Below are 22,643 nucleotides of genomic sequence, written 5' to 3'. Positions count from 1 at the left end.
CGCGTGCCGAATACGGAAGACCACGTGGAAACCCGCGGGCGAGGGGGCGTGGCGCGCACCCTGCTGGCGCTGGCGCCCTGGGTGGGTATGGCGACGTTCGGCGGGCTGTGGCTGAAGGCGCGCCGCGAGCCCAAGCCTGGACTGAGCCATCAGCTGGTCGCCTCGCCGGAGAGCTTCGAGCAGACCGAGCCTGGGCGCGGCCGTATGGCGCATGCGCCCCGCCATATCCCGCACCTGGGATGGAAGGACGTGCTGTGGCGCACCTGGCTGGAGATCGGCCGGGATAAACTGCCGGTGGTCGCCGGCGGCATCACCTTCTACGCCCTTCTGGCGATCTTCCCGGCCATGGCGGCCTTTATCTCGCTCTATGGCCTGTTCGCCGACGTCGGCACGGTGATGCAGCAGCTGAACGAGCTGGCGGCCTTCGTGCCGCCGCAAGTCCTGAGCCTGCTGGGCGAGCAAATGCTGCGCTTGGCCACAGCGCAAAGCACCGGCCTTTCGCTCGCCTTCCTAACGAGCCTCTTGCTGTCGGTCTGGAGCGCCAACGCGGGGGTGGGCACGCTCTTCGACGGCCTGAACGTCGCCTACAACGAAACGGAGAAGCGCAACTTCTTCGTCCGGCGGGCGATGACCTACGCCTTCACCTTCGCGGCGCTGGTGTTCATGGCCATGGTGACGGCGATCCTGGTGGCCGTGCCCATCCTGCTGCGCTTCTTCGGCCTCGGAGAGACGCTGCTGGTGCCACTGCGCTGGCTGCTGCTGCTGGCCGTGGCGGTGTTCGCCTTCTCGGTGATGTACCGGTTCGGACCGTCCCGCCGGAAAGCCCGCTGGCGCTGGGTGCGCTGGGGCGCCTGTTTCGCGGCCCTGATCTGGGTCGGTGGCTCGCTGGGCTTTTCCTGGTACGTGAACAACGTGGCCCACTTCGACGCGACTTACGGCTCGCTCGCGGCGGTGATGGGCTTCATGATGTGGATCTGGTTCTCGGTGATGGCGGTGCTGTTGGGGGCGGAGCTGAACGCAGAGATCGAACATCAGACCGCGGTGGACTCCACGACCGGCGGCCCGCGGCCCATGGGCGAGCGGGGCGCCGCCATGGCCGACACCGTGGGTCTGCCGTTCATCGGCGTGCGCAAGGAAGCGGCCCAGCTTTGGGGCGTGGCGCGCCGGCAGGCGGGAAACCTGAGCGGCCGTGTGCGCCGCAAGCCGGGGCCTGAAGACGGCAAGCCGCAGTGAGCCGCCCGCCCGTTCGGATCCTCGCCTACCGCGCCCTCGGCTTCGCGGCGCTGGGCCTCGCCGCAATCGGCGTGGTGCTGCCGGTGATGCCCACCACGGTCTTCCTGCTGATCGCCGTCTGGGCGTTCGCCCGCGGCTCGCCGGAGCTGGCCGATCGCGTGCGTCGCCACCCACGCTACGGACCGCTGCTGGTGGACTGGGAAACCCGCCACGCTATTCCGCGCCGCGCGAAAATCGCCGCCGTCTCGATGATGGCGGTGAGCGTCGGCGTGGTCTGGTTCGGATCGCGCAACCTGATCCTGACGGGCGCGGTAGGGGCGATCCTGCTGGCCGTCGGCTGCTGGATCGTGACTCGTCCGAACTAGGCCAGTTCGTCTTCCAGGGCGGCGAGGCGGGCGGCCTGATCCTCGGCGATCAGCGGGTTGATGACGTCGTCCAGCGCTTCGCCTTCCAGCACCTTGGGCAGGTTGTAGACCGTCAGGTTGATGCGGTGGTCGGTCACCCGGCCTTGCGGGAAGTTGTAGGTGCGGATGCGCTCGGAGCGGTCGCCCGAACCGACCTGGCTTTTGCGGCTTTCCGCGCGGGCGCTGTCCAGCTGTTCGCGCTGCATCTCATAGAGACGGGCCTGCAGCACCTTGTAGGCGCGGGCGCGGTTCTGATGCTGCGACTTCTCGGACGAGGTCACCACGATGCCGGTGGGCAGGTGGGTGATGCGCACGGCGGAGTCGGTCTTGTTGACGTGCTGGCCGCCCGCGCCCGACGAGCGGTAGGTGTCGATGCGCAGGTCCTGGTCGCGAATCTCGATCTCGACGTCTTCGGGCTCGGGCAGCACAGCGACCGTGGCGGCCGAGGTGTGGATCCGTCCGCCCGCTTCGGTGGCCGGCACCCGTTGCACCCGGTGCACGCCGCTTTCGAACTTCAGCCGGCCAAACACGCCGTCGCCGGTCACTGAGGCGATGATTTCCTTGTAGCCGCCTGCATCGCCTTCCGAGGCGCTGTCGATCTCGACCTTCCACCCGCGGTTCTGGGCATAGCGCTGGTACATGCGGAACAGGTCGCCGGCGAACAGGGCGGCCTCGTCGCCGCCGGTGCCAGCGCGCACTTCCAGAATAGCGGAGGCGTTCTCGTCCCGGTCCTTGGGCGCGAGCAGCAGAGCGACCTCGCGCTCCAGCTCCGGCAGGCGTTCCTTGAGAGCGATCAGCTCGTCGCGCGCCATGGCCGCCATTTCGGCGTCGCCGGACGCGGCCATCTCCTCCAGCTCGGGGCCTTCGGCGCGAACCCGCTCGAGCGCGTGCACCGCATCGGCCACCGGCTTCAGCTCGGCGTGTTCCTTGGACAGCTTGACGATTTCCGCGCCATCGGAGGCCGCCGACATGCGCGCCTCGATCTCGCGGAAGCGGTCGAGCACCTGATCGAGCCTGGCCTGGGGAAGTCGCACGTCTGCCTCGGTTGAATTGGGGGAGCTTCTCTAGCGCCGCGCGGCCCGGATGCCAAACAGCGGCGTGCGCTCGCGGAACGCTGATCGTGACCTTCGGAACGTCAACCCGTTGAGGCCGTTACGGCGCAGGTCCTACGAGGAGAACTAACATATGGCTACCGAACGAGTGACGGAGCGTAGCGACGGCCTGACGAACGAGCGGGTGGTCGAACGCGATGGCGGGGGCACCACCACCTATGTCGACCGCGGCGGTTCGGGCGTCGGCGGCGTGATCATCGGCATCGCCGTTCTGGCGCTTGTCGCGATCGTGGCCTTCTTCCTGCTGAGCCAGAGCCGCAACGACGCCATGCGCACCGATGCGGTGACGAGCGCGGCGTCGAGCGTTGCGAACAGCGCTTCCAACGCTGCGGAAAGCGTCGGCGACGCAGCCAACTCGGCGGCCGACTCCGTCAGCCGCTAAGGCGCACGCTGGTCGAACGAAAAGGGCCTCCGCCGTCGCCGGCGGAGGCCCTTACGCTTTTTCCGGCGACTGGCGCGCTTAGACGCGCTGGCCGTTCATCTGGGCGTTGCCGAAGGAGCCGAGCTTCACGGTGCCGCTCATCTTGTCGCCTTCGACCTTGGCGACGAAATCCAGCTGCATCGGCATCGGCTGGGTGATGTTGGCGCTCCAGGTGAGGGTGTCGCCGTCAACCTTGCCGCTGATTTCCTGCGTGCCCATGCGGCCTTCGGTCTTGCCGGTGAAGGTGTCGCCGCTGGTGGTGATCGTCGCGTTCACTTCCTGCGGGCCCATGGGCGTGTTGATCGTGATCTTCCAGTTGCCGTCGGCGGACATGGGGCGCTCCGTGTTTCTGAGGTGCGACACCTAAACGCAGATGGAAGACCCCCGCAAGAGTGACGGGGGCGTCATTTTTCTTATTCCGCGGCTTCCAGCGGGCTGGCGAGCTTGGCGGCTTCGATCTCTGCGGCGCGGGCTTCGACGAGTTGGACGATGTGGTCGACCATGCCCTCGTTGTCCTGCTTGTGGTCAGGCTTGCCCGCCACATAGATCATGCCCGACCCCTTGCCGCCGCCGGTAAATCCGAGGTCGGTCATCAGCGCCTCGCCCGGTCCGTTCACCACGCAGCCGATGATCGACAGGCTGAGCGGGGTGGAGATGTGGGCCAGCCGCTCTTCCAGCGTCTCCACCGTCTTGATGACGTTGAAGCCCTGACGGGCGCAGGAGGGGCAGGCGATGATGTTCACGCCGCGGTGGCGCAGGCCCAGCGACTTCAGGATGTCGAACCCGACCTTGATCTCTTCGACCGGATCGGCGGCCAGGCTGACGCGGATGGTGTCCCCGATGCCGGCCCACAGCAGGTTGCCCATGCCGATCGCCGACTTCACCGTGCCGGTGCGCAGTGCGCCGGCTTCGGTGACGCCAAGGTGCAGCGGGCAGTCGATGGCGTCGGCCAGCATCTGGTAGGCGGCGACCGTCAGGAACGGGTCGGAGGCCTTCACGCTGATCTTGAACTCGTGGAAATCGTGGTCCTGCAGGATGCGCGCGTGGTTCAGCGCGCTCTCGACCATGGCTTCGGGGCAGGGCTCGCCATATCGCTCCAGCAGTTCGCGTTCGAGCGAGCCGGCGTTGACGCCGATGCGCATGGAGCAGCCGTTGTTACGAGCGGCGTTGATGACTTCGCGCACCCGGTCGGGCGAGCCGATGTTGCCTGGGTTGATGCGCAGGCAGGCCGCGCCGGCCTCCGCCGCCTCGATGCCGCGGCGATAGTGGAAGTGAATGTCGGCGACGAGCGGGACCTTCGCCGCCTTGGCGATGGTGCGGAAGGCGGCGGTGGAATCCTCGTCCGGGCAGGAGACGCGGACGATGTCGGCGCCGGCCTCTTCAAGCTGGCGGATCTGGTCGATGGTGGCGGCCGCATCGGCGGTCACCGTGTTGGTCATCGATTGCACCGAAATGGGCGCGTCGCCGCCCACTTCGACGGAGCCCACGCGGATTTTGCGGGACGGCCGGCGCTGGATCATGCGCCAGGGGCGGACGTGGGTGTGGTCTTGCGCGCTCATGCCGGTCCGAAAATAGGCGCTTCCGGGCGAAAGCCCAAGGTGCGCGTGCGGCTAGCCGGCGAGTTTCGCCAGGGCGACCTGCGGGGCGGGAAGAACGCCTCTGGACGCGCCGGCGACGAACACCTGGAAGGCTTCCGGTTCGGACACGTCAGCCACCAGGCCGCCGACCATCGGCACGCGATAGGCCTCGCCCTTGTTCAGCTGCCGGGCGAAGTAGACCGAACCGTCCGCGCCGCGAACGATCAAGGCGGCAGGCTTCAGGGCCTGAAGGGTGACCGCGGACGGCTGGTTGGGCGCGGCGCCGAGAATGGCGCCAGCCGGCTTGAAGGTCGGAACGAGAACCAGGTCGGCCGGCATTTCCGGCGGCCCGACCACGGGCTTGGGCTGGCCTTCCAGCACGATGGTCTTGCCGTCTTCGGCGAGGTGAGCTTCGGCCAGGCCCGGCGTCTCGTAAGCAGGCGGGGTGGTGGACTCCACGGGCGCCGGCAGCGGCGCGCCTAGGGACACGGGCCCTGACTTCACCGTCTGCAGCGCGCGGGCCACCGTCTGCTCGGGCGCGGTCGGGGGCGGCGGAGCGGCCTCCATCATGGCGCGCTGGGCGATATTGTAGAGGACGATGGCGACGATGATCAGCGCCATGAACCCCATCAGGCCGCGCAGGCGCGGGTCGCGCTCGTCGATCACGCCGATGGGGGCGCGCAGCGGCTCGTCCAGCACCGGCTCGTCGGCCTTGAACCGTTCCACCGCCGCATCGGGATCGACACCCAGCGCGTGGGCGTAGGCGCGGATGTAGCCGATGGTGAAGGGGCGCGAGGGCAGCAGCTCCAGCCGCATCTCCTCCAGCGCTTCCAGGTAGGAAGCGCGGACGCGGGTGGCTTCCGCCAACTCGTCGAGGCTCAGGCCGTGGTGTTCGCGGATGGCCCGCAGGGCCTGACCGATGTCGGCGCCGCTATAGAGGTTGGGCGCAGGCGTGCTGAGTTCGCTGGACCCCGCGTCCAGGTTCAGTTCCGGCACTCCAGTATCGAGCGGCATGGCCACTCTATCCTTGAACTTGCGTTGCGCCGGAGGGGCCGCAGCAGGGCAGAACCGGGCAGGGCGCGGACAGATTTGGGGTCGATCGGCAGTAACACCCGCCAGGAAGGCTCTCAATGCGGTGTTCGGTCACGTGAGACTTACACCGCCAGGTAGATCTTGCGGGCCAAGGTTTCGATTTCGTTGCGCACCGAGCCGGCGCTGCCTCTCAAGAGGGCGGAGACCCCGCGGCGGGCGGCCTCGCGGTCGCAGGACAGCACCATCTGCTTCACCGGACCGACGCCGGCGGGCGGCATGGACAGCCGCTCGAAGCCCAGGGCAACGAGGGCGAAGGCCTCCAGCGGACGGCCAGCCATCTCGCCGCAGACGCTGACGGGCGTGCCGGTTTCGGCGCAGGCGCGCTGGATCTGCTCCATGGCCCGCAGGAACGGCGGCGAGAGGGGATCGTAGCGATCAGCCACCCGCGGGTTACCGCGGTCGGCGGCGAACATGTACTGCAGCAGGTCGTTGGTGCCGACCGAGACGAAGTCGGTCATCGGCAGCAGGGCGTCCAGGTGCCAGACCATGGAGGGCGCTTCCACCATGGCGCCGACGTCCAGGCGGGACGGGGCCGGGCGACCGCGGCGCTGAGCCCAGGCGATCTCGGTTTCCACCAGGGCGCGGCCGGCGCGGAACTCGTCCACATTGGCCACCAAGGGGAACATGATGCGCAGGGGCCGGCCCTTGGCCGCCGCGATCAGGGCGCGCAACTGGAGGCGCAGCAGGGCGGGGCGGTCCAGCCCCATGCGGATCGCCCGCCAGCCGAGCGCGGGATTGTCCTCCCGCTCGGCTTCCAGGTAGGGCAGCACCTTGTCGCCGCCGAGATCCAAGGTGCGGAAGGTCACCGGCCGGTCGCCCGCCGCGTCCATCACCCGCTCGTAGAGGGCGGCCTGCGCATTGAAGCGCGGCATCTCCTCGGCGACCATGAACTGGAACTCGGTGCGGAACAGGCCGATGCCCTCCGCGCCCGTCTCCTCCAGGATGTCGAGGTCGACATCGAGGCCGGCGTTCATCAGCAAGGTCACCTTGGCGCCGTCCCGCGTGAAAGCGGGCGTGTCGCGCAGCTTGGCGAACTCGGCGCGGCGCTGAGCTCGCACGTCCATCCGGGCGCGAATGGCGGTGACCACGTCCGGGCGCGGTCGCAGATAGGCCTCGCCCGTTTCGGCGTCGACGATGACCGGATCGCCTTCGGACACCTTGTCCCGCAGGCCGTGCAGGCGCCCGACGCAGGGGATGTCCAGCGCGCGGGCGACGATGGCCGCGTGGCTGGCGGTGGAGCCTTCCTCCAGCAGCAGGCCGCGCAGCTTGGTGCGATCGTATTCCAGCAGGTCGGCCGGACCGAGGTTGCGGGCGATCAGAATGGCGTCGTTGGGCAATTCCCGCGCGACGTGGCCGTCGCCCGACAGGTGGCGCAGCAGCCGGTCGTTGAGGTCTTCCAGGTCGTGCAGGCGCTCGCGCAGGTAGGGATCGCGCGCCTGACCCAGGCGGGCGCGGTGCTCGGAGCGGACCCGCTCCACAGCCGCCTCGGCGGTGAGGCCGTTGCGCACCGCATCCTCGAGGCTGCGGTTCCAGCCCCGGTCGTGGGCGAACATCCGATAGGTGTCGAGCACCTCGTAGGATGCTTCCACCAGGCCGTGCTGGCCTTCCAGCATCTGGTCGATCTGGGCTTGCAGGCCGCTGATGGCTGCCTTGAGCCGGGCCTCTTCGGCGACCACGTCCTCGCTGAGCAGCTGGGACGGCGCCACCGGAGGCTCGTGCAGCACGGCCACGCCATAGGCCAGGCCGTCGGCGAACTTGGAGCCCTTGAGCCGCTCGGGGCGGTGCGGCGCGAGCTCGACGCCCTTGAGCTCGTCCTCGGTGATCAGTTCGCCGCCGGCCACCATCTCGGCCAGGACCATGGCGATGATCTGGAGATCCTCGACCTCGTCCTCGGTGTAGACGCGCTCGGTGCGGTTCTGGACGACCAGCACGCCGATGGCGCGGCCGCCGCGCAGCAACGGCACGCCCAGGAAGGCGTGGTAGGGGTCTTCGCCCGTTTCCGGACGATAGGAGAAGGCCGGGTGCTCGGGCGCGTCGGCCAGGTTCAGCGGCCGGCCGAGCTTCATGATCTCGCCAACCAGGCCCTCGCCCGGCTTCATGCGGGTGACGTGCACGGCCTTGAGCTCAAGGCCTTCAGTGGCGAACAGCTCCATCTCGCCGCCCGCGCGGCGCATGTAGAGGGAGCACACTTCGGCGACCATGGAGCGGGCGATGATCCGCACCACCATGTCCAGACGCGTCTGGGCAGGCCCGCCGCCGGCGAGCGCCTCCCGGATCTGCCGCAGCAGGCTCCGCTGTCCACGAATGGCGACACCCGAAACCGGCATCGTCGGCGCTGCGCCTCCCTATCCCTTCGCGCTCCCTAACAGCTTTATCTTTCCGAACAGAGACGGAAAGGGGGCGCTTGCATCGAAAGGACGTTCTTGCGCCCGCCCGCAGGCCTGACGCGACGCTCGAACATGAGCTAAACGCGCCGCCATGACGAACGTGACGGCGGCGAGCACCGGCTGGAGGGACCTCCTGGCCGAAGGGCGATTCTCGCGCTTCGCCCTGATCTGCCTGGGCGTGTGGCTGAACGCGGCCGACGCGCTGGTGACAGCCACCATCATGCCCAGCGTCGGCGCGGACCTGGGCGGCTACGCCTATTTCAGCTGGGCGGTGGCGGGGTTCCTGGTGGGCGCGATCCTGGCGGGCGCCAGCGCAGGACGGCTGGCCGAGATTTTCGGCCTGCGCCAGGCCAGCGCGCTTGCGGGCGTGGCCTGCATGATCGGCTGCGCCATGAGCGCGGCGGCGCCTAATGTGGGGGTCTTCCTGGCCGGCCGGCTCGTGCAGGGAACGAGCTGCGGCTGGATCTCGGGCTTCTCGATGGTGGCCATCGCCCTGCTGTTTCCAGAGCGGCACCTGGCGCGGGTGTTCGCGTCCGTCTCGGGCGTGTGGGGCGTGGCGACCGTTCTGGGCCCGCTGGTCGGCGGGATCTTCGCCGAGGCCGGGGCGTGGCGGGGCGTCTTCTGGCTGTTCGCGGTGCAGGCGGGGCTGTTCAGCCTGGCGGCCCTTTGGCTGTTGCGAGGCTCGGGCCGCGCGGCTCAGCGGTCCGGCGTGCCGTGGCTGCAGCTGGGGGTGCTGACGGTGGGGGTGGCGGCCATTGCGCTGGCTGACGTGATCCACGTCTTCTGGATGGCGCTGGCCCTGGTTGCGGTGGGCGTGGCGATCCTGGGACTGGTGCTGTGGATCGACAACCGGGCCCGCGTGCGGCTGCTGCCCAGGCGGGCCGGCGATCTGCGGACGGTGGTGGGGGCTGGCTACTCGGCCATGTTCTGGATGACGGCAGCCTCCATGGGCTTCGCGATCTACGGGCCGCCCATTCTCCAGACGCTGCGCGGGCTGTCGCCGCTGTGGGCCGGCTATGTGATCGGGGTGGAGTCTATCGCCTGGACCATCGCCGCCGTAGCCGTGGCTTCGGCGGGGGAGAAGTGGGACGCGATCTGGGTGCGGACGGGCGGCGTGATGCTGGTCGCTAGCCTGGTAATCCTGACCTGGGCGATGGCGGGCGGCCCCCTGTGGGTCGTGCTGGTCGGCGGAGCCTTGCTGGGGGCGGCCTTCGGCCTGTCGTGGAGCTTCATGACCCGCCGGATCATGGCCGTCTTGTCGGACGAGGACCGGGCGATCGGCACCTCGGCGACCATCGCCATTCGCCAAACCGGCGCGGCGGCGGGGGCGGCGATCTCGGGCGCCGCGGCCAACATCGTGGGCTTTTCGACAGGCCTGACGACCCAGAGCGCGCAGGCCGCGGCGATCTGGGTCTTCGCCAGCGTGATCCCGGTCGGCCTGATCGGCGCCTGGGCGGCGTTCCGGCTGACCGGAAAGGCCGCCCGGCCCTAAGGCCTAGAGCTGGTCCAGGCCGTAGGCGGCGTGCAGGGCGCGAACCGCCAGTTCGGTGTAGGCGGCGTCAATCAGCACGCTGATCTTGATCTCCGAGGTGGAGATCACCTGGATGTTGACGCCCTTGTCGGCCAGCGCGCTGAACATCGACTTGGCGACGCCCGCGTGGCTGCGCATGCCGACGCCGATGACGGACACCTTGGCGACGTCTTCGTTCACCGCCACGTCGTCGAAGCCGATCTCGCTCTGGGCGGCGCGGACGATCTCCACGGCGCGGGCGGCGTCACGCTTGCCGACGGTGAACTCCATGTTGGCGGTGTTCTGCGTCTTGGCGTGGCTCTGGACGATCATGTCGACGTTGACGTTCGCGTCCGCCAGGCGGCCGAAGATCACGGACGACACGCCCGGATGGTCCGGCAGGCCGAAGAGGCTGATCTTGGCTTCGTCCCGGCTGTAGGCGACGCCGCTCACGATCCGCTTTTCCACGATCTCCTCCTCGTCGCACACGATGGTGCCCTGGCCTGGCGCTTCGCCCGGCTCGACAAAACTGGAAAGCACGCGCACCGGCATCTTCTGGGCCATGGCGAGCTCGACGCTGCGGGTCTGCAGCACCTTGGCGCCCAGCGAGGCCATCTCAAGCATCTCCTCGAAGGAGATCTTGGCCAGGCGCCGGGCCTTGGACTCGATGCGCGGGTCGGTGGTGTAGACCCCGTCCACGTCCGTGTAGATGTCGCAGCGCTCCGCCTTCAGGGCGGCGGCGATGGCGACGGCGCTGGTGTCCGAACCGCCGCGGCCAAGCGTGGCGATGCGGCCGTCGCGGGTGACGCCCTGGAAGCCGGCGATCACCGCCACCTGTCCGTCGTCCAGCGCGGCGGCCAACTTCTCGGGCGGAATGTCGTCGATGCGGGCGCGGCCGTGCGCGTCATCCGCGATGATCGGGATCTGCCAGCCGAGCCAGGACTTGGCGCGGATGCCCATGTTGCGCAGGACCATGGCCAGGAGGCCGGCGGTCACCTGCTCGCCCGAGGCCACAACCGTGTCGTACTCGTCGTCGGAGGGCTCAATGCCCTGGCCTGCGGGGCCTGCGCCATCGGTCCAGGCGACCAGCTCGTTGGTCTTGCCGGCCATGGCCGAGACCACCACGGCCACCTGGTGGCCGGCTTCAAGCTCTGCATTCACCAGGCGCGCCACCCGGCGGATGCGCTCCAGGTCGGCCACCGAAGTGCCGCCGAATTTCATCACCAGCCGGGACATGCGGGTCTTGCGGGCTCTCTGCTGCTGCGGTGCGAAAGGCGCCGCCTTCTAGCCATGACTTCGGTGTGCGGCAACGCCTTCGGCGCTTCGCGACAGGCCGCTAGGGGGGTAAGAGAGGGCATGACTTCCCAAGCGCGGCCACAATCGAGCATCGATCCTGCAGAAGTCGAGCGCTTCTCGCGCATCGCAGCCGAATGGTGGGACCCGAAAGGAAAGTTCGCGCCTTTGCACAGGTTCAATCCTGTGCGGCTCGCTTTCATCCGCGATCAGGCCGCCCAGCACTTCGGGCGTGACGCCAAGGCGCGCCGCCCGTTCGAAGGGCTGCGGCTGCTGGACATCGGCTGCGGCGGCGGCCTGCTGTCCGAGCCGATGAGCCGGCTGGGCTTCGAGGTCACGGCGGTGGACGCCAGCGCCCGCAACATCGGCACCGCATCGGCCCACGCGGCGGAGCAGGGCCTGGCCATCGACTTCCGCTGCTCCACCGCCGAGGATCTGCTGGCGGCGGGCGAGCCCCCGTTCGACGTCGTGCTCAACATGGAAGTGATCGAGCACGTGGCCGATTCCGGCCAGTACCTGCGCGACACCGCCCGGCTGCTGAAGCCCGGCGGGCTGATGATCGTGGCCACCTTGAACCGCACCCTGAAGGCGCTGGCGCTGGCCAAGTTCGGGGCCGAGTACGTGCTGCGTTGGCTGCCGCCCGGCACCCACGACTGGAAGAAGTTCCTGAAACCGGAGGAGCTGCGCGGTTTCTTGGACGGCGAGCCGGTGACGGTGGCGGGACCGTTCGGCGTCACCTTCGATCCGCTGACCGGCCGGTGGTCTCAAAGTCGCGACTGCGACATCAACTACATGATGACGGTCACGCGCGACGTGGCCTAGAACGGACGGCTGGGGGCGCGCTTAGAAGGACTTCGTATGGCTTCGCTACGCGTGCTGGCTCATGCTTTCCGGGCCTGGCGGCGCAACCTCGGCTGGGCGAAGCACGAGCCGGAAACCCCCTACCTCGCCGACCTTCTGTCGGGCGCGCCCGTCTGCCTGCACGTGGGGGCCAGCGACGGACGCCACTCCTACGTCATGACCCAGGTGGCGCCGCAGGCCAGGATCTACGCCTTCGAGCCGTCGGCCTTCACCTTCGAGGTGCTCAAGGTCTGCATGGCCTGGCACGGCATCGCCGGCCGGGTGACCCCGGTGCCGGCCGCCGTCTGGGACCGGACGGGCGAAATGCTGCTGGTGATCCCTAAGAAGCTGTCCGGCCGCATGGGACACTCCTGGGCCTATGTGGCGGAAACGCCGCCGGAGGGAGAGGCGCGGCCCGACATCGATGTCTCGGGCGCGGAGCTGCAGCCAACCCAGGTGGTCAGCCTGGACGACTTCTGCACCCGGGAAGGGCTGGAGCGAGTCGACTTCATCCGGATGGACATCGAGGGCGCCGAGCTGAAGGCGCTCGCCGGGGCGCGCCAGATCCTGGACCGCGACCGCCCGCACATTCTGCTGGAGATCCACCCCGCGATGCTGCAGCAGCGGTTCGGCGGCACGGCGGACCAGGTGTTCGCCTTCCTGCGCGAGCGCGGCTACCGCATGTTCGCTCTCCAGGGCGATCGGCTGGAAGAGCTGAGCAGCCTGATGAGCGATGTGCCCTGGAAGGACTACTTCTTCATCCATCCGACACGGGCCCGTCGGCTGCCGGACGGCGTGTTCCGGGCCCGCATGGCCGCCTGACGTGGCCCCGGCGCCACGGATGGGCGCCGCTGGTTCCGGGCCGCGAACCAACAGCGGGACCGTACGTTTGCCCCTCAGGTGAGTGAAGCTTGAGGAGGCTGCAGGACGTGCCGCGCAAACGGCCGAAAGGCGTGCTCGCCATGGGCTGGGCTTGTTTGGAGTGCGCCGCCACCGGACGCACCGAGCACGCGCCAACCTCGGCCGACTATCCGGACACCGTTCTTCGTCGCACCAGCTTCGTCGCTGGAGGCGGGCTTGGCTGGAAGATCTCCGCCCTGGAGACCCCGCGCGACAAGCCGCCGCCGTGGAAGATCGTGGTAATCACCGGCGCGCCCTCCTGGGCCGAGTATTGGGCCGAGACCATGGCGGACCTGCCGCAGGACCGACAGATGGTGGTGGTGGACCGCCCCGGCTACGCGGGCTCCGAGCCATTCCACGTGGTGCCCGATATTCGCGTCCAGGCGCAGGCGCTGGCCTCCGTGCTGCGCGCCGCGCCGGGGCAGAAGGTGTTGCTGGTCGGCCAGTCCTACGGCGCGGCCATCGCCTCCATCATGGCGGCCGAGAACCCGGGCAAGGTGGCTGGCCTCGTGCTGCTGTCCGGCTTCTTCGGCGAGACCGGCCCCACCTCGCGGTGGCTGATCGACGTGGGCTCCAAAGCCTTGAAGATGATCCCGCGCGACCTGCGCCACGCCGTCATGGAAGCCGCCGGCCAGAGGCCCCAGCTGGTGCACGCCCGCCGCGCGCTGATGCAGGTGAATGCTCCCATCTACATGGTGCACGGCGACAAGGACGACTTCGCGCCGATCGAAGTGGCTGAACGGCTGGCGCGCGAGACGCCCACCCGCCGGCCTATCCAGTTCGTGCGCACGCCCGGCGCCAACCACTTCCTGAACGATGGACCGCCCGAGCAGCTGCTGAGCGCTCTCGAAGCTTGCATCCCGCAGAAGCGCGCCTGGACGTTCCGGTTGCCGAGACTGCCGAGCTTCGGCATCCCGCGGCCGCAAGGCGTCCTGCCGGCCACCGCCCGCGCGGCCTGAGCTCAGCGCAGGAACAGGCCGGTCGCCACCGCGAACCCGACAGCCACCAACCAGCGCGGCAGCCGGGCAATGCTGAGGAACACCCACGCGGCCGCCACGAGGGCCCAGTCCGCAGGCTCTACGATGGTGCGCATGATCAGCGGATCCCACAGCGCGGCCGCAACCAAGCCCACCGTGACCGCCTGAAGACCCGCAAGGGCGCCCATGATGCGCGGCGCCCCCTGGAGGCGGTTCCAGAAAGGCGCGCCGCCGACCATCAGCAGGAGGCTGGGGGCCAGCATCGCCGCCACCGCCAGGCCCCCGCCAAGCCAACCACCCGTCGCTCCGATCTGCGCTGCGCCGACGAAGCCGGCGAAGGCGAACAGCGGGCCGGGCAAGGCCAGGGCGGCGCCGTATCCGGCGAGCAAGGTGTCGATATCAATCCAGCCTTCCCCGTCCAGCTCGGCGCTGAGCAAAGGAAGCAGCACCTGCTCGCCGCCGAACGCCAAGGCGCCGACCCGGAAGAAGATGCCCGCCAGACCGGTCTCCGGGCTGCCCAGCGCCCAGGCCGCAAAAGGCAGGAGGAGGAAAAGCCCCGCCGCGAGCGACAACGCGATCTTCGCCGCCCGCGCGCTCACACGCGCGCCCTCAGCGAGCTCCGTAGCGCGTTCCGCTGACGAGGACGGTCCCAGCAACGCCAGCCCGAACAGCGCCCCGGCCGCCAGCGCGAAGAACTGGGCGACCGGTCCGTGGGTGAGGATGGCCCCGACGCCAGCGCCGACCGCCAGGCCGACACGAACAGGATCGGGCGCGATCACCCGCGCCATGCCGGTCAGGGCCTGCAGGACCATGGCGCAGGCGGCGATCTTCAGCCCCAGGGTCCAGCCGTCGCCCCACATGCGAAAGAGAACCGGCGCGAGCTGCGCCAAGGCGATCATGGCGGCCGCGGCCGGAAGCACGAACCCGGCCAGCGCGACCACGCCGCCGGCCACGCCGGCCTGTCGCAGGCCGATGGCGATGGCGAGTTGGGTGGATGAGTGCCCGGGCGTGCTTTCCGCTTGGTCGGCGGCCTGGGCGAGTTCGGCATCCGTCAGCCAGCCGCGACGCTCGACGAACTCGCGTCGGAAGTCGGCAAGGTGGGCGGAGGGGCCGCCTGCCGTCAGGCCCGCCCCGAAGAAAGCGAGGAAGACATCCAGCAGATTCGGGGCGGTGCGCGCAGGCTCGTCCATCAGGTCCCCAGGCGGGCTCGCCCTGTCATGCGCAGGCGCGGGGCGGCTGTCGACCCCGATCTGTGTTGAACTGCGCCCGGGCGGCACGCTAGCGTGCGCTCAAACACTTGTTCGAAAGGCTGGCGCATGAAGGCTGCGGTGCTGCGGGAGGTGGGCAAACCGCTTCAGATCGAGGACGTGCAGATCGACAAGCCGGGGCCGCACGAGGTGCTGATCCGCACGGTCGCCGCCGGAGTCTGCCATTCCGATCTCCACTTCGTGGAAGGCTCGTACCCGCACCCGCTGCCTGCGGTGCTCGGCCACGAGAGCGCGGGCGTGGTGGAGGCGGTGGGTTCGGAGGTGCGCACGGTGCGCCCTGGCGACCACGTGATCACCTGCTTGTCGGCGTTCTGCGGTCACTGCGAACACTGCCTGACGGGCCACATGAGCCTGTGCGTGTCGCCGGACACCAAGCGCGGCAAGGACGAGCCGGCGCGGATCACGCAAGGCGCGGCGAGCCTGCCGCAGTTCCTGAACCTGTCCTCGTTCGCCGAGCAGATGCTGGTGCATGAGCATGCTTGCGTCGCCATTCGCAAGGACATGCCGCTGGACCGGGCCGCCCTGATCGGCTGCTCGGTGATGACCGGCGTCGGCGCGGTGATCCACACCTCGCAAGTTCGGCCCGGCGAGACGGTGGCGGTGATCGGCTGCGGCGGGGTGGGGCTGTCTGCCATCAACGGCGCGGCGATCGCCGGAGCCGGGCGGATCATCGCCATCGACATGTCGCCGGGTAAGGAGAACCTAGCCAAGGCCTTCGGAGCCACCGACTTCCTGCTCGCCAGCGAAGGCGACGTGGTCAAGCAGGTGATCGAGATGACCCGCGGCGGCGTTCAGCACAGCTTTGAGGCGATCGGCCTGTCCAAGACCGCCGAGCAGGCGTTCAACATGCTGCGCCGGGGCGGGACGGCCAACATCATCGGCATGATCCCTGTGGGCCAGACCATCAGCCTGATGGGCGCGGCGTTCCTCGGGGAAAAGCGCATCCAGGGCTCGATGATGGGGTCCAACCGCTTCCCGATCGACATGCCCCGACTGGTGGATTTCTACATGTCCGGCAAGCTGAAGCTGGACGAACTGGTCAGCCGCCGCATCCGGCTGGAGGACGTCAACGACGCCTTCGCCGAGATGAAGCGGGGCGAGATCGCCCGCTCGGTGATCGTCTTCGACGCCTAGCGGCGGACCACAGTGTCGGCGGCGGCCATGGCCTGGTTCTCGCCCAGCAGGCGGTCGATGCGCGCCTTCTCGGCCCGGAACCGGGCGAGTTCAGCCCCGGCCAGCACCGTGCCCTGCGGGATCTTTGCGCCCAGCGGATTCACGCGCTGGCCGTTCTGCCAGATCTCGTAGTGGAGGTGAGGGCCGGTCGCGAGGCCCGTAGAGCCGACGTAGGCGACCACCTGGCCCTGTTTGACGCGGACGCCGGGACGGATGCCCGGGGCGTAGCGGGAGACGTGGGCATAGCCGGTGTCGAACGAGCCGGTGTGACGGATGCGAAGCCAGTTGCCGTAGCCGGACCAGCGCCGGGCTTCCAGCACCACGCCGTCGCCGGCGGCCAGGATCGGCGCCCCCGTGCCAGCGCCGAAGTCGATGCCCTGGTGCGCGCGGGTGTAGCCCAGCACCGGATGGCGGCGCTTGCCGAACACAGAGGTGATGCGCGCGCCGTCGACCGGAGTGCGCAGCAGGAAGCCTTTGATGTTCTTGCCGTGCTCGTCGAAGTAGTCGGCGCTGCCGCCGGCCCGTTCGAAGCGGTAGAACCGCACGCCGTGTAACTCGGCGTACTCCAGGTCGCCGGTCTCAATGGTCTTGCCGCTTTCGGTGACCTTGCGGTTGAACACCAGCTTGAAGTCATCGCCCGGCTGGATGTCCCGCTGGAAGTCAAGCTTGTGCGAGAACAGCTTCACGACCTGAGCCGTGATGGTGGGGGTGGCGCCCATGCGGGCGGCGCTCTCGTACAGCGAGCCTTCGATCTTGCCGTTGGCCGCCACTGTGTCGTCGAGGATCTGCTCCTGCAGTTCCCGCAGACGCAGGGCGCCGTCGAAGGTGCGTGACAGAGTGATGGACTTGGCCGGGCCGGCCCGCATCGACAGGCCGATCAGTCGGGCGTGACCGCGCTCGGCCCGCGGCTTGGCGATGGCGGCTTCGAAGGCCATGCCGGCGCGGATGTTCACCGTGTCCATGGCCTGGGAAAGAAGGCCGACGGCCTGTTCCGCCTCGTCCGGCGCAACGCCCGCGCGCTCGACGGCGGACTCCAGCGTCTCGCCCGGAAGGACCTTCACCGCCACGTTCTCAGGGCGGGAGAAGCCGGGCTGCGCTTCGGCCTGGGTGAAGGCGGCATGCTGCAAGGCCAGAACGGCGGCCGAGGACAGCTGCGGCGGGTCTGCCGGCTTCGATCCGGTGTCCGTCGCCTTCCAGACGATGAACAGCCCAAACAGGGCGGCGGCGCCGGCGACAACGCGCGGCGCAATGCGGAAGGACGGACGTCGCGGGTCGAAATCTTGCATCAAGCCCCCGTACTTAGACGACATACAGTTAAGCTATCGCCATCGCAAAGGATGTACGCCCCCACAGGCGCTCGCGAAGATGGCGGGAAACAGCGCTTTGTGCGCTGCGCCATTTGTCACGCTCTGTTCAGAGCAGGCCCAGAACGAGTTCGGCAGGTCGGCACAGGGCCGCACCTTTCGGCGTCACGACGATAGGACGATTCACCAGGATCGGCTCGATGATCATGGCCGCGATGATCGCTTCGTCCGAGACGTTCGGGTCGGTGAGGCCCAGCTCTTCGGCGTTGGTGCCGTTCACCCGCAGGATGTCGCGTGCACTCGCGCCGTCCATTCGGGACAGCAGATCCTGCAGCTGTTCGCGCGTCCAGCCTGTCTTCACATACTCGACGACCTGGGGCTCGAGCCCCTTCTCCTGAAGGAGCGCCAGGACGTTGCGCGAGGTCCCGCACTTGGGATTGTGGTAGATCACGACGTCGCTCATGCGGACGCCTTAGCCAAAAGAAGCCGGTTCACCAAGAGAGCCGGCGCGTTCCGGTGATCACGGTCGAGTCAGAGTTGTCGAAGGCCATGGCTCCGGCAGGGCGCGGCGGCAGTGGGCGCGCCTGCGCGGGCCAGCTCTCCACGAGCATAGAATAGCGGACGTCCAGGGCGCCCGGGCCTGCCGGCTGCAGGATCAGTTCGAGGGGCGCAGGGCCGCCTTCCCAACGAATGGTGTTCCAGGCGCCGGGACGCAACTGCTGGCCCACGGGCGCGCCGTTGACGCGGGCGAGGGCGAGCGCGGTGTTGGGTCTGATCCGCAGGGTGAGGACGCGGGCGCCGCCTGCGCTTGTCGCCAAAAGCCGAAGGGCGCCGTTGTCGGCGGCCGTCAGGCGCAGATCCGGAGCGGGCGCCGTGACGAGCGTTGCGGGCGCGGCGGGCGGCTTGCCCCAGAAAGCCCAGCTGTCGTGCGGCGCCGGCGTTCCGCCGTCGGCGCGCAGCACGGCGTCCGTCCAGGGGCTGCTGGCGTCGGCGGTGCGCACGCGGAAGGCGCGTCCGGCGTCCTGGTCGAGGTGGTAGACAACAGCGGCCACCTGCGGGGTTCGTGCGGTCCAGCCGGGCTGCAGGCGGATGACGATCACGATGACGGCGCCGGCGATCATCAGGGCCGGGCCGATGCCGCGCCAGCCCGGCGCGCCCTCCGCCGGTTGCGCCAGCGGCCAGAGGCTGAAGGCGGCGAGCAGCAGGGGCAGGGCCACGAGTTCGGGCATGTCCAGGCCCTGGTGCATCAGGTGCGCAAGCGCGCCCAACCAACCGAGGCTGAGGACCGCCACCAGCGCCAGGATCCCCAGGGCGGCGTAGCTGCGGCGAGCGGCCGTGGAGGTGGCCGCGGCGGCGAGGCCCGCCGCCAGCAGGGGCCAGGCCACGACGTGCGCCGCCTCGGGCGCGGCGATCTGCGCCGCCAGCGCCAGCGCCAATCCAACGAGCAGCACGCCAGCCCAGCCGCCAGAACGGGCCGCGGGGCGGCCGAAGGCGATGGCGGCCAGGACCGCGCCTGCCGCGCCGGCGCCCAGGCCGACAACATCAGGCTTCCCGGCCAACACGGCGGCGCCGAGGCCCGCCCCTGCAGAGAGCAGGGCGGCCGGCAGGCGTCGGCCGCGAGCGAGCTCTGCGGCCGTGAACAGCAGCGTCCCAAGCGCGACGAGGCCGATCGCGAGCTCCCAGCGCCCAGGCTGAGCGAGAAGGCCCCGCTGCTCCAGCCAGCCGAAGCCTGCGCCCGTTCCGGCGCGCGCCAGGTGCAGAAGGGCTACGGCGGTGAAGAGCAGGTAGAGGGCCGCGCCTGCGCCCTGTAGGGCCTCGCGCCAAGCCAGGGCCTTGGCGCGCCGGGCGCGAACGAAGCCGAAGGCGATGAGGCCGGCGGCGAGGCCCAGCACCAGCCAGCCGGCCGCCGGCGGATAGGCGATCAGCAGGTCGCCGAAGAGATGTGCGTAGACCTGGTCGGGGCCCTTTTGCGGCAAAGCCTCGTCGAAGGCGGCCACGCGCGCGGCGGCCAGCACCTGATCGCCCATGTCCTGCAGCGTGCCCGCATCGAGGTTGGCCGGCGTGGAGGTGGGAGCGTGGTAGTCGAACTGGCGACTGATGAAGGCGAAGTTCAGCCCGGGCAACCCGGCCTCCATGGCGCGGGTGAAGTCCGTGTCGTTGGGCATGTGCCGATAGATCACGCCGGACAGGCTGTTGGCGGAGGGGCGCTGGGCCGCCTCTCGCAGCAGGGCTATGGCGCCGGCGTTCTGCGGGCCAGCCTGGAACATGTGCACCCGGCCGGCCGAGCCGCGGGCTTCCATGTTGATTACGAAGCCGACCCGGCGGGCCAAGGGATCTCGGCGGAAGAAGGCGTCCGCCCCTAGGAGACCGGCTTCCTCGCCGTCGGTCAGCAGGATGATTATGTCGCGTGCGGGTGCGCCCTGGGCGCGGATCACGCGGGCGATCTCCAGGGCCGCGGCGACGCCGGCGGCGTCGTCGGCCGCGCCAGGCGAGTTCGGCACACTGTCGTAGTGCGCCATGAGCAGGACCGCAGGGGCGCTTCGATCGCGTCCCGAGATGACGCCAAGGATGTTCTGCACGGGGGCTGCGCTGACCTGCAGGTTCTGCGGCGTGCTGCGGGTGAAGAGGCCCGTCCCGCTGCGCACCTGCGGCTCGAGGCCCATGGCGGCCATTCGGGACAGGAGATAGCTCCGCACCCGCGCATTCTCAGCCGAAGCGACGGGGTGGGGACGCCGCGCCATGGCGCGGACATCGACCAGGGCGGCTTCGGCCGAGAACCGGTCGGCGGGACGTCCCTCTGCCGGCCGAGGCGGCTGCTGCGTCCACCAAGCCAGGGCGACGCCCAGCACTAGCGCCGCGATCAGCGCGACCAGCCGGCCCATCCGTTTCTCCTCCCGCCCTGCTTCGACGGCAAGCTAACGGCGGTTCGCGAAAACGAAAACGCCCGCCGGTGAAGGCGGGCGTTGGGACGCGGTACTGGTAAGCTTTACTGGGCGCGGGCGATCAGGCCGCCACAGCGCCCTCAGAAGGGTCCCGCAGCACATAGCCGCGACCCCAGACCGTTTCGATGTGGTGCTTGCCGTCGGCGGCCGCGGCCAGCTTCTTGCGCAACTTGCAGATGAAGACGTCGATGATCTTCAGCTCGGGCTCGTCCATGCCGCCGTAGAGATGGTTCAGGAACATCTCCTTGGTCAGGGTGGTGCCCTTCCGGAGCGAGAGCAGCTCCAGCATCTGATATTCCTTACCGGTCAGGTGAACGCGGATGCCGTTCACTTCGACCGTCTTGGCGTCGAGGTTCACCACGATGTCGCCGGTGCGGATCACCGACTGAGCGTGGCCCTTCGAACGACGCACCACGGCGTGGATGCGGGCGATCAGCTCGTCCTTGTGGAACGGCTTGGTCATGTAGTCGTCAGCGCCGCCGGAGAAGGTCTTCACCTTCGTCTCGATCTCGGCGGTGCCCGACAGGATCATGATGGGGGTGTTGATCTTGCCGACGCGCAGCGTGCGGAGCACGTCCATGCCGCTCATGTCGGGCAGGTTCAGATCGAGAAGGATGAGGTCGTAGTCGTAGATCTTGCCCAGATCGACGCCTTCCTCGCCCAAGTCAGTGGTGTAGACGTTAAAGCCTTCCGACTTGAGCATCAGCTCGATGCTTTGCGCGGTGGCGCTGTCGTCTTCTATCAACAGAACCCGCATGCTCTCCTACTCCGTCCCCGCTCAGCCCGCGGATTCTCGGAATCCGCCCCGAAGCTCGCCGTTAAACATGCCAGCGAGTTAATTTAAGACTGGTTAATGGAAGATGTCCGTCTGGTTCGAATCGTTAATCTGATTTGAGAGTCGCGGGCAATCGGAGCCGTTCGGGCGTCGAGTCGCACCCCTGTTGAATCTTTTGTGATTGGACGATCGCGGGCGAAGCAGCATCGCGGAACGGCCCATCGCGCGCGTCGTTGCCTTCTGGCGTTTCGCCGCAGGAGGTCCCATGCGTCCCAAGCTCAAGCCGCTCGCGCAGCAGGTTCTGGTGATCACGGGCGCGAGCTCAGGCATCGGACTGGCCACGGCGCGGAAGGCAGGCCGGGCGGGCGCGGCGGTCGTCCTGACGGCGCGCAACGAGGCCGCCCTGCGGGAGGCGGCCGACGAGATCAACCGCTTCGGCGGGCGGGCCCATACCGTCGTGGCCGACGTCGGCGATCCGGAAGCCGTAGCGCGGATCGGGCGGGCAGCCTTGGCTCGGTTCGGCCGCATCGACACCTGGGTCAACGTCGCCGGGGTCGGCATCTATGGCCCGCTCAAGGACGTCACGCCGGAGGATCACGAGCGGCTGTTCCGGACCAACTACTTCGGCGTGGTCAACGGCACGCTGGAAGCCTTGAGACACCTCCAGTCGCGCCCGGAGGGCGGGGCGATCATCAACGTAGGCTCGGTGCTGTCCGACGCCGGCGCGCCGCTGATGGGCGCTTATTCCGCCTCCAAACATGCGGTGAAAGGCTTCACCGAAAGCCTGCGGATGGAGATCGCCCGGGAGAAGCTGCCGGTCTCGGTCACCCTGATCAAGCCGTCGAGCATCTCCACGCCGTTCCCGGAGCACACCAAGAACCTGACTGAGAGCGCCATGCGGCCGCCGCCACCGCTCTATTCCCCTGACGTGGTGGCCGACGCCATTCTTCATGCGGCCGAACATCCGGTGCGCCAGCTGAATGTCGGCTTCGGCGCTCGCGACCTGCCGGTGGTCGCCGCCTCGGCGCCGCGGCTGGCCGACAGCTTGTTCGGAAGGCTCATCCCGCCGCTGACCCGCCTGGGCGGCATCCGGTCGTCAGGCGATACGCTGTATGCGCCCGGGCGCGATGGGCGGATCGAGGCCGCCGCCTACAAGGGGCGCAGGTACTCCGTCTACACGGAGGCGCAGAAGCACAAGCTGCTGGTGGTGGGCGTCGGCGCCCTGGCGGTCGCCGGGGCTGCGATCTGGCTTGGTCGTGGAAGGATAGGGCGCACCACGCGCCCGCTGGCGGCCAGGGCGCTGCGTCCGCTGGTGATCAAGGCTATTGGGGCGCGACCTCTGGCGGTCGCAAAGGCAGCGGCGAAGCGTCCGCGCTGGGCCCTGCGACTGGCCGCCGCGCTGCGCTGATCCGTTAAGGGATCTTCACCACCGGTT

Annotated in this window: 20 protein-coding genes; 9 read left to right on the top strand and 11 right to left on the bottom strand. The window is 69.0% G+C overall.

Annotated features, from left to right (window positions below; genetic code table 11):
• The first annotated feature begins 3 nt into the window (after positions 1-3).
• Together DJ018_RS01300 and DJ018_RS01295 are read left to right on the top strand one after the other, a co-directional pair.
• Complete coding sequence (locus DJ018_RS01300) at positions 4-1,233, top strand: YihY/virulence factor BrkB family protein (protein ID WP_240609425.1); 1,230 nt, start codon at positions 4-6, stop codon at positions 1,231-1,233.
• Complete coding sequence (locus DJ018_RS01295) at positions 1,230-1,598, top strand: YbaN family protein (protein ID WP_111512994.1); 369 nt, start codon at positions 1,230-1,232, stop codon at positions 1,596-1,598. The genes DJ018_RS01300 and DJ018_RS01295 overlap by 4 nt, the downstream gene beginning before the upstream one ends.
• Here DJ018_RS01295 and prfA read toward each other — a convergent pair.
• Positions 1,595-2,671, bottom strand: a complete 1,077-nt coding sequence (gene prfA / locus DJ018_RS01290) for a peptide chain release factor 1 (RefSeq protein ID WP_111512993.1) — start codon at positions 2,669-2,671, stop codon at positions 1,595-1,597. The two genes, DJ018_RS01295 and prfA, sit on opposite strands and share 4 nt — an antisense overlap.
• A 151-nt stretch (positions 2,672-2,822) precedes the next feature.
• On the opposite strand from prfA, the gene DJ018_RS01285 reads away from it, so the two are divergent.
• Positions 2,823-3,131 (top strand): hypothetical protein, encoded by a 309-nt coding sequence (locus tag DJ018_RS01285; protein WP_205853692.1) that lies wholly within the window; start codon positions 2,823-2,825, stop codon positions 3,129-3,131.
• 78 nt (positions 3,132-3,209) lie between these two features.
• Here the strand turns inward: DJ018_RS01285 and DJ018_RS01280 are convergent, their stop codons facing one another.
• The 4 genes from DJ018_RS01280 to ptsP all read right to left on the bottom strand — a co-directional run bounded on the left by DJ018_RS01280 (position 3,210) and on the right by ptsP (position 8,166).
• The gene (locus tag DJ018_RS01280) at positions 3,210-3,503 is read right to left on the bottom strand and encodes a hypothetical protein (RefSeq protein WP_111512992.1); all 294 of its coding nucleotides are present in this window, start codon (positions 3,501-3,503) and stop codon (positions 3,210-3,212) included.
• 80 nt (positions 3,504-3,583) lie between these two features.
• Positions 3,584-4,729, bottom strand: a complete 1,146-nt coding sequence (gene ispG / locus DJ018_RS01275) for a flavodoxin-dependent (E)-4-hydroxy-3-methylbut-2-enyl-diphosphate synthase (RefSeq protein ID WP_111512991.1) — start codon at positions 4,727-4,729, stop codon at positions 3,584-3,586.
• Between the two features lie 51 nt (positions 4,730-4,780).
• Positions 4,781-5,761, bottom strand: coding sequence for a helix-turn-helix domain-containing protein (locus DJ018_RS01270; RefSeq protein WP_111512990.1), 981 nt, complete (start codon positions 5,759-5,761; stop codon positions 4,781-4,783).
• A 140-nt stretch (positions 5,762-5,901) separates the two neighbouring features.
• The gene (gene ptsP, locus DJ018_RS01265; RefSeq protein ID WP_111512989.1) at positions 5,902-8,166 is read right to left on the bottom strand and encodes a phosphoenolpyruvate--protein phosphotransferase; all 2,265 of its coding nucleotides are present in this window, start codon (positions 8,164-8,166) and stop codon (positions 5,902-5,904) included.
• Positions 8,167-8,317: 151 nt separating this feature from the next.
• Between ptsP and DJ018_RS01260 the strand changes: the two genes are divergently transcribed.
• Positions 8,318-9,718, top strand: coding sequence for an MFS transporter (locus DJ018_RS01260; RefSeq protein WP_111512988.1), 1,401 nt, complete (start codon positions 8,318-8,320; stop codon positions 9,716-9,718).
• 3 nt (positions 9,719-9,721) lie between these two features.
• On the opposite strand, the gene DJ018_RS01255 is transcribed toward DJ018_RS01260, so the two are convergent.
• Positions 9,722-10,972, bottom strand: a complete 1,251-nt coding sequence (locus DJ018_RS01255; protein ID WP_111512987.1) for an aspartate kinase — start codon at positions 10,970-10,972, stop codon at positions 9,722-9,724.
• Between the two features lie 120 nt (positions 10,973-11,092).
• On the opposite strand from DJ018_RS01255, the gene ubiG reads away from it, so the two are divergent.
• The 3 genes from ubiG (at position 11,093) to DJ018_RS01240 (ending at position 13,728) form a co-directional block, all read left to right on the top strand.
• Positions 11,093-11,851, top strand: coding sequence for a bifunctional 2-polyprenyl-6-hydroxyphenol methylase/3-demethylubiquinol 3-O-methyltransferase UbiG (gene ubiG / locus DJ018_RS01250; protein ID WP_111512986.1), 759 nt, complete (start codon positions 11,093-11,095; stop codon positions 11,849-11,851).
• Positions 11,852-11,887: 36 nt separating this feature from the next.
• A complete protein-coding gene (locus DJ018_RS01245) occupies positions 11,888-12,691 on the top strand; it encodes an FkbM family methyltransferase (protein WP_111512985.1) in 804 nt (267 codons plus the stop codon).
• Between the two features lie 107 nt (positions 12,692-12,798).
• Positions 12,799-13,728, top strand: a complete 930-nt coding sequence (locus DJ018_RS01240) for an alpha/beta fold hydrolase (protein ID WP_133254193.1) — start codon at positions 12,799-12,801, stop codon at positions 13,726-13,728.
• A gap of 2 nt (positions 13,729-13,730) precedes the next feature.
• Here DJ018_RS01240 and chrA read toward each other — a convergent pair whose 3' ends face one another.
• Positions 13,731-14,936: a chromate efflux transporter gene (gene chrA, locus DJ018_RS01235; protein ID WP_111512983.1), complete on the bottom strand. Its 1,206-nt coding sequence runs from the start codon at positions 14,934-14,936 to the stop codon at positions 13,731-13,733.
• A 126-nt stretch (positions 14,937-15,062) separates the two neighbouring features.
• On the opposite strand from chrA, the gene DJ018_RS01230 reads away from it, so the two are divergent.
• Positions 15,063-16,148: a Zn-dependent alcohol dehydrogenase gene (locus DJ018_RS01230; protein WP_111512982.1), complete on the top strand. Its 1,086-nt coding sequence runs from the start codon at positions 15,063-15,065 to the stop codon at positions 16,146-16,148.
• Here DJ018_RS01230 and DJ018_RS01225 read toward each other — a convergent pair.
• From DJ018_RS01225 to ctrA, 4 genes are all read right to left on the bottom strand, one after another.
• Entirely contained in the window at positions 16,145-17,473 is a 1,329-nt protein-coding gene (locus DJ018_RS01225; protein WP_111512981.1) for a M23 family metallopeptidase, read from the bottom strand. The two genes, DJ018_RS01230 and DJ018_RS01225, sit on opposite strands and share 4 nt — an antisense overlap.
• Before the next feature lie 127 nt (positions 17,474-17,600).
• Complete coding sequence (gene arsC / locus DJ018_RS01220; RefSeq protein ID WP_111512980.1) at positions 17,601-17,954, bottom strand: arsenate reductase (glutaredoxin); 354 nt, start codon at positions 17,952-17,954, stop codon at positions 17,601-17,603.
• A 28-nt stretch (positions 17,955-17,982) separates the two neighbouring features.
• Complete coding sequence (locus tag DJ018_RS01215) at positions 17,983-20,373, bottom strand: M20/M25/M40 family metallo-hydrolase (protein ID WP_111512979.1); 2,391 nt, start codon at positions 20,371-20,373, stop codon at positions 17,983-17,985.
• 121 nt (positions 20,374-20,494) lie between these two features.
• Entirely contained in the window at positions 20,495-21,190 is a 696-nt protein-coding gene (gene ctrA / locus DJ018_RS01210; RefSeq protein ID WP_111512978.1) for a response regulator transcription factor CtrA, read from the bottom strand.
• Positions 21,191-21,473: 283 nt separating this feature from the next.
• On the opposite strand from ctrA, the gene DJ018_RS01205 reads away from it, so the two are divergent.
• Complete coding sequence (locus tag DJ018_RS01205; protein ID WP_111514616.1) at positions 21,474-22,616, top strand: SDR family oxidoreductase; 1,143 nt, start codon at positions 21,474-21,476, stop codon at positions 22,614-22,616.
• Positions 22,617-22,643 lie beyond the last annotated feature (27 nt).

The organism is Phenylobacterium deserti, from assembly GCF_003254705.1.
GTDB classification, from domain to species: Bacteria; Pseudomonadota; Alphaproteobacteria; order Caulobacterales; family Caulobacteraceae; genus Phenylobacterium; species Phenylobacterium deserti.
This window is presented reverse-complemented; position numbering and strand designations above follow the sequence as displayed.

What these genes read in the sequence shown, in the direction of transcription:
- DJ018_RS01285 (WP_205853692.1), top strand. Translation starts at nt 2,823, where the DNA reads ATGGCTACCGAACGAGTGACGGAGCGTAGCGACGGCCTGACGAACGAG.
- DJ018_RS01280 (WP_111512992.1), bottom strand. Translation starts at nt 3,503, where the DNA reads ATGTCCGCCGACGGCAACTGGAAGATCACGATCAACACGCCCATGGGC.
- ispG (WP_111512991.1), bottom strand. Translation starts at nt 4,729, where the DNA reads ATGAGCGCGCAAGACCACACCCACGTCCGCCCCTGGCGCATGATCCAG.
- DJ018_RS01270 (WP_111512990.1), bottom strand. Translation starts at nt 5,761, where the DNA reads ATGCCGCTCGATACTGGAGTGCCGGAACTGAACCTGGACGCGGGGTCC.
- ptsP (WP_111512989.1), bottom strand. Translation starts at nt 8,166, where the DNA reads ATGCCGGTTTCGGGTGTCGCCATTCGTGGACAGCGGAGCCTGCTGCGG.
- DJ018_RS01260 (WP_111512988.1), top strand. Translation starts at nt 8,318, where the DNA reads ATGACGAACGTGACGGCGGCGAGCACCGGCTGGAGGGACCTCCTGGCC.
- DJ018_RS01255 (WP_111512987.1), bottom strand. Translation starts at nt 10,972, where the DNA reads ATGTCCCGGCTGGTGATGAAATTCGGCGGCACTTCGGTGGCCGACCTG.
- ubiG (WP_111512986.1), top strand. Translation starts at nt 11,093, where the DNA reads ATGACTTCCCAAGCGCGGCCACAATCGAGCATCGATCCTGCAGAAGTC.
- DJ018_RS01245 (WP_111512985.1), top strand. Translation starts at nt 11,888, where the DNA reads ATGGCTTCGCTACGCGTGCTGGCTCATGCTTTCCGGGCCTGGCGGCGC.
- chrA (WP_111512983.1), bottom strand. Translation starts at nt 14,936, where the DNA reads ATGGACGAGCCTGCGCGCACCGCCCCGAATCTGCTGGATGTCTTCCTC.
- DJ018_RS01230 (WP_111512982.1), top strand. Translation starts at nt 15,063, where the DNA reads ATGAAGGCTGCGGTGCTGCGGGAGGTGGGCAAACCGCTTCAGATCGAG.
- DJ018_RS01225 (WP_111512981.1), bottom strand. Translation starts at nt 17,473, where the DNA reads ATGCAAGATTTCGACCCGCGACGTCCGTCCTTCCGCATTGCGCCGCGC.
- arsC (WP_111512980.1), bottom strand. Translation starts at nt 17,954, where the DNA reads ATGAGCGACGTCGTGATCTACCACAATCCCAAGTGCGGGACCTCGCGC.
- DJ018_RS01215 (WP_111512979.1), bottom strand. Translation starts at nt 20,373, where the DNA reads ATGGGCCGGCTGGTCGCGCTGATCGCGGCGCTAGTGCTGGGCGTCGCC.
- ctrA (WP_111512978.1), bottom strand. Translation starts at nt 21,190, where the DNA reads ATGCGGGTTCTGTTGATAGAAGACGACAGCGCCACCGCGCAAAGCATC.
- DJ018_RS01205 (WP_111514616.1), top strand. Translation starts at nt 21,474, where the DNA reads ATGCGTCCCAAGCTCAAGCCGCTCGCGCAGCAGGTTCTGGTGATCACG.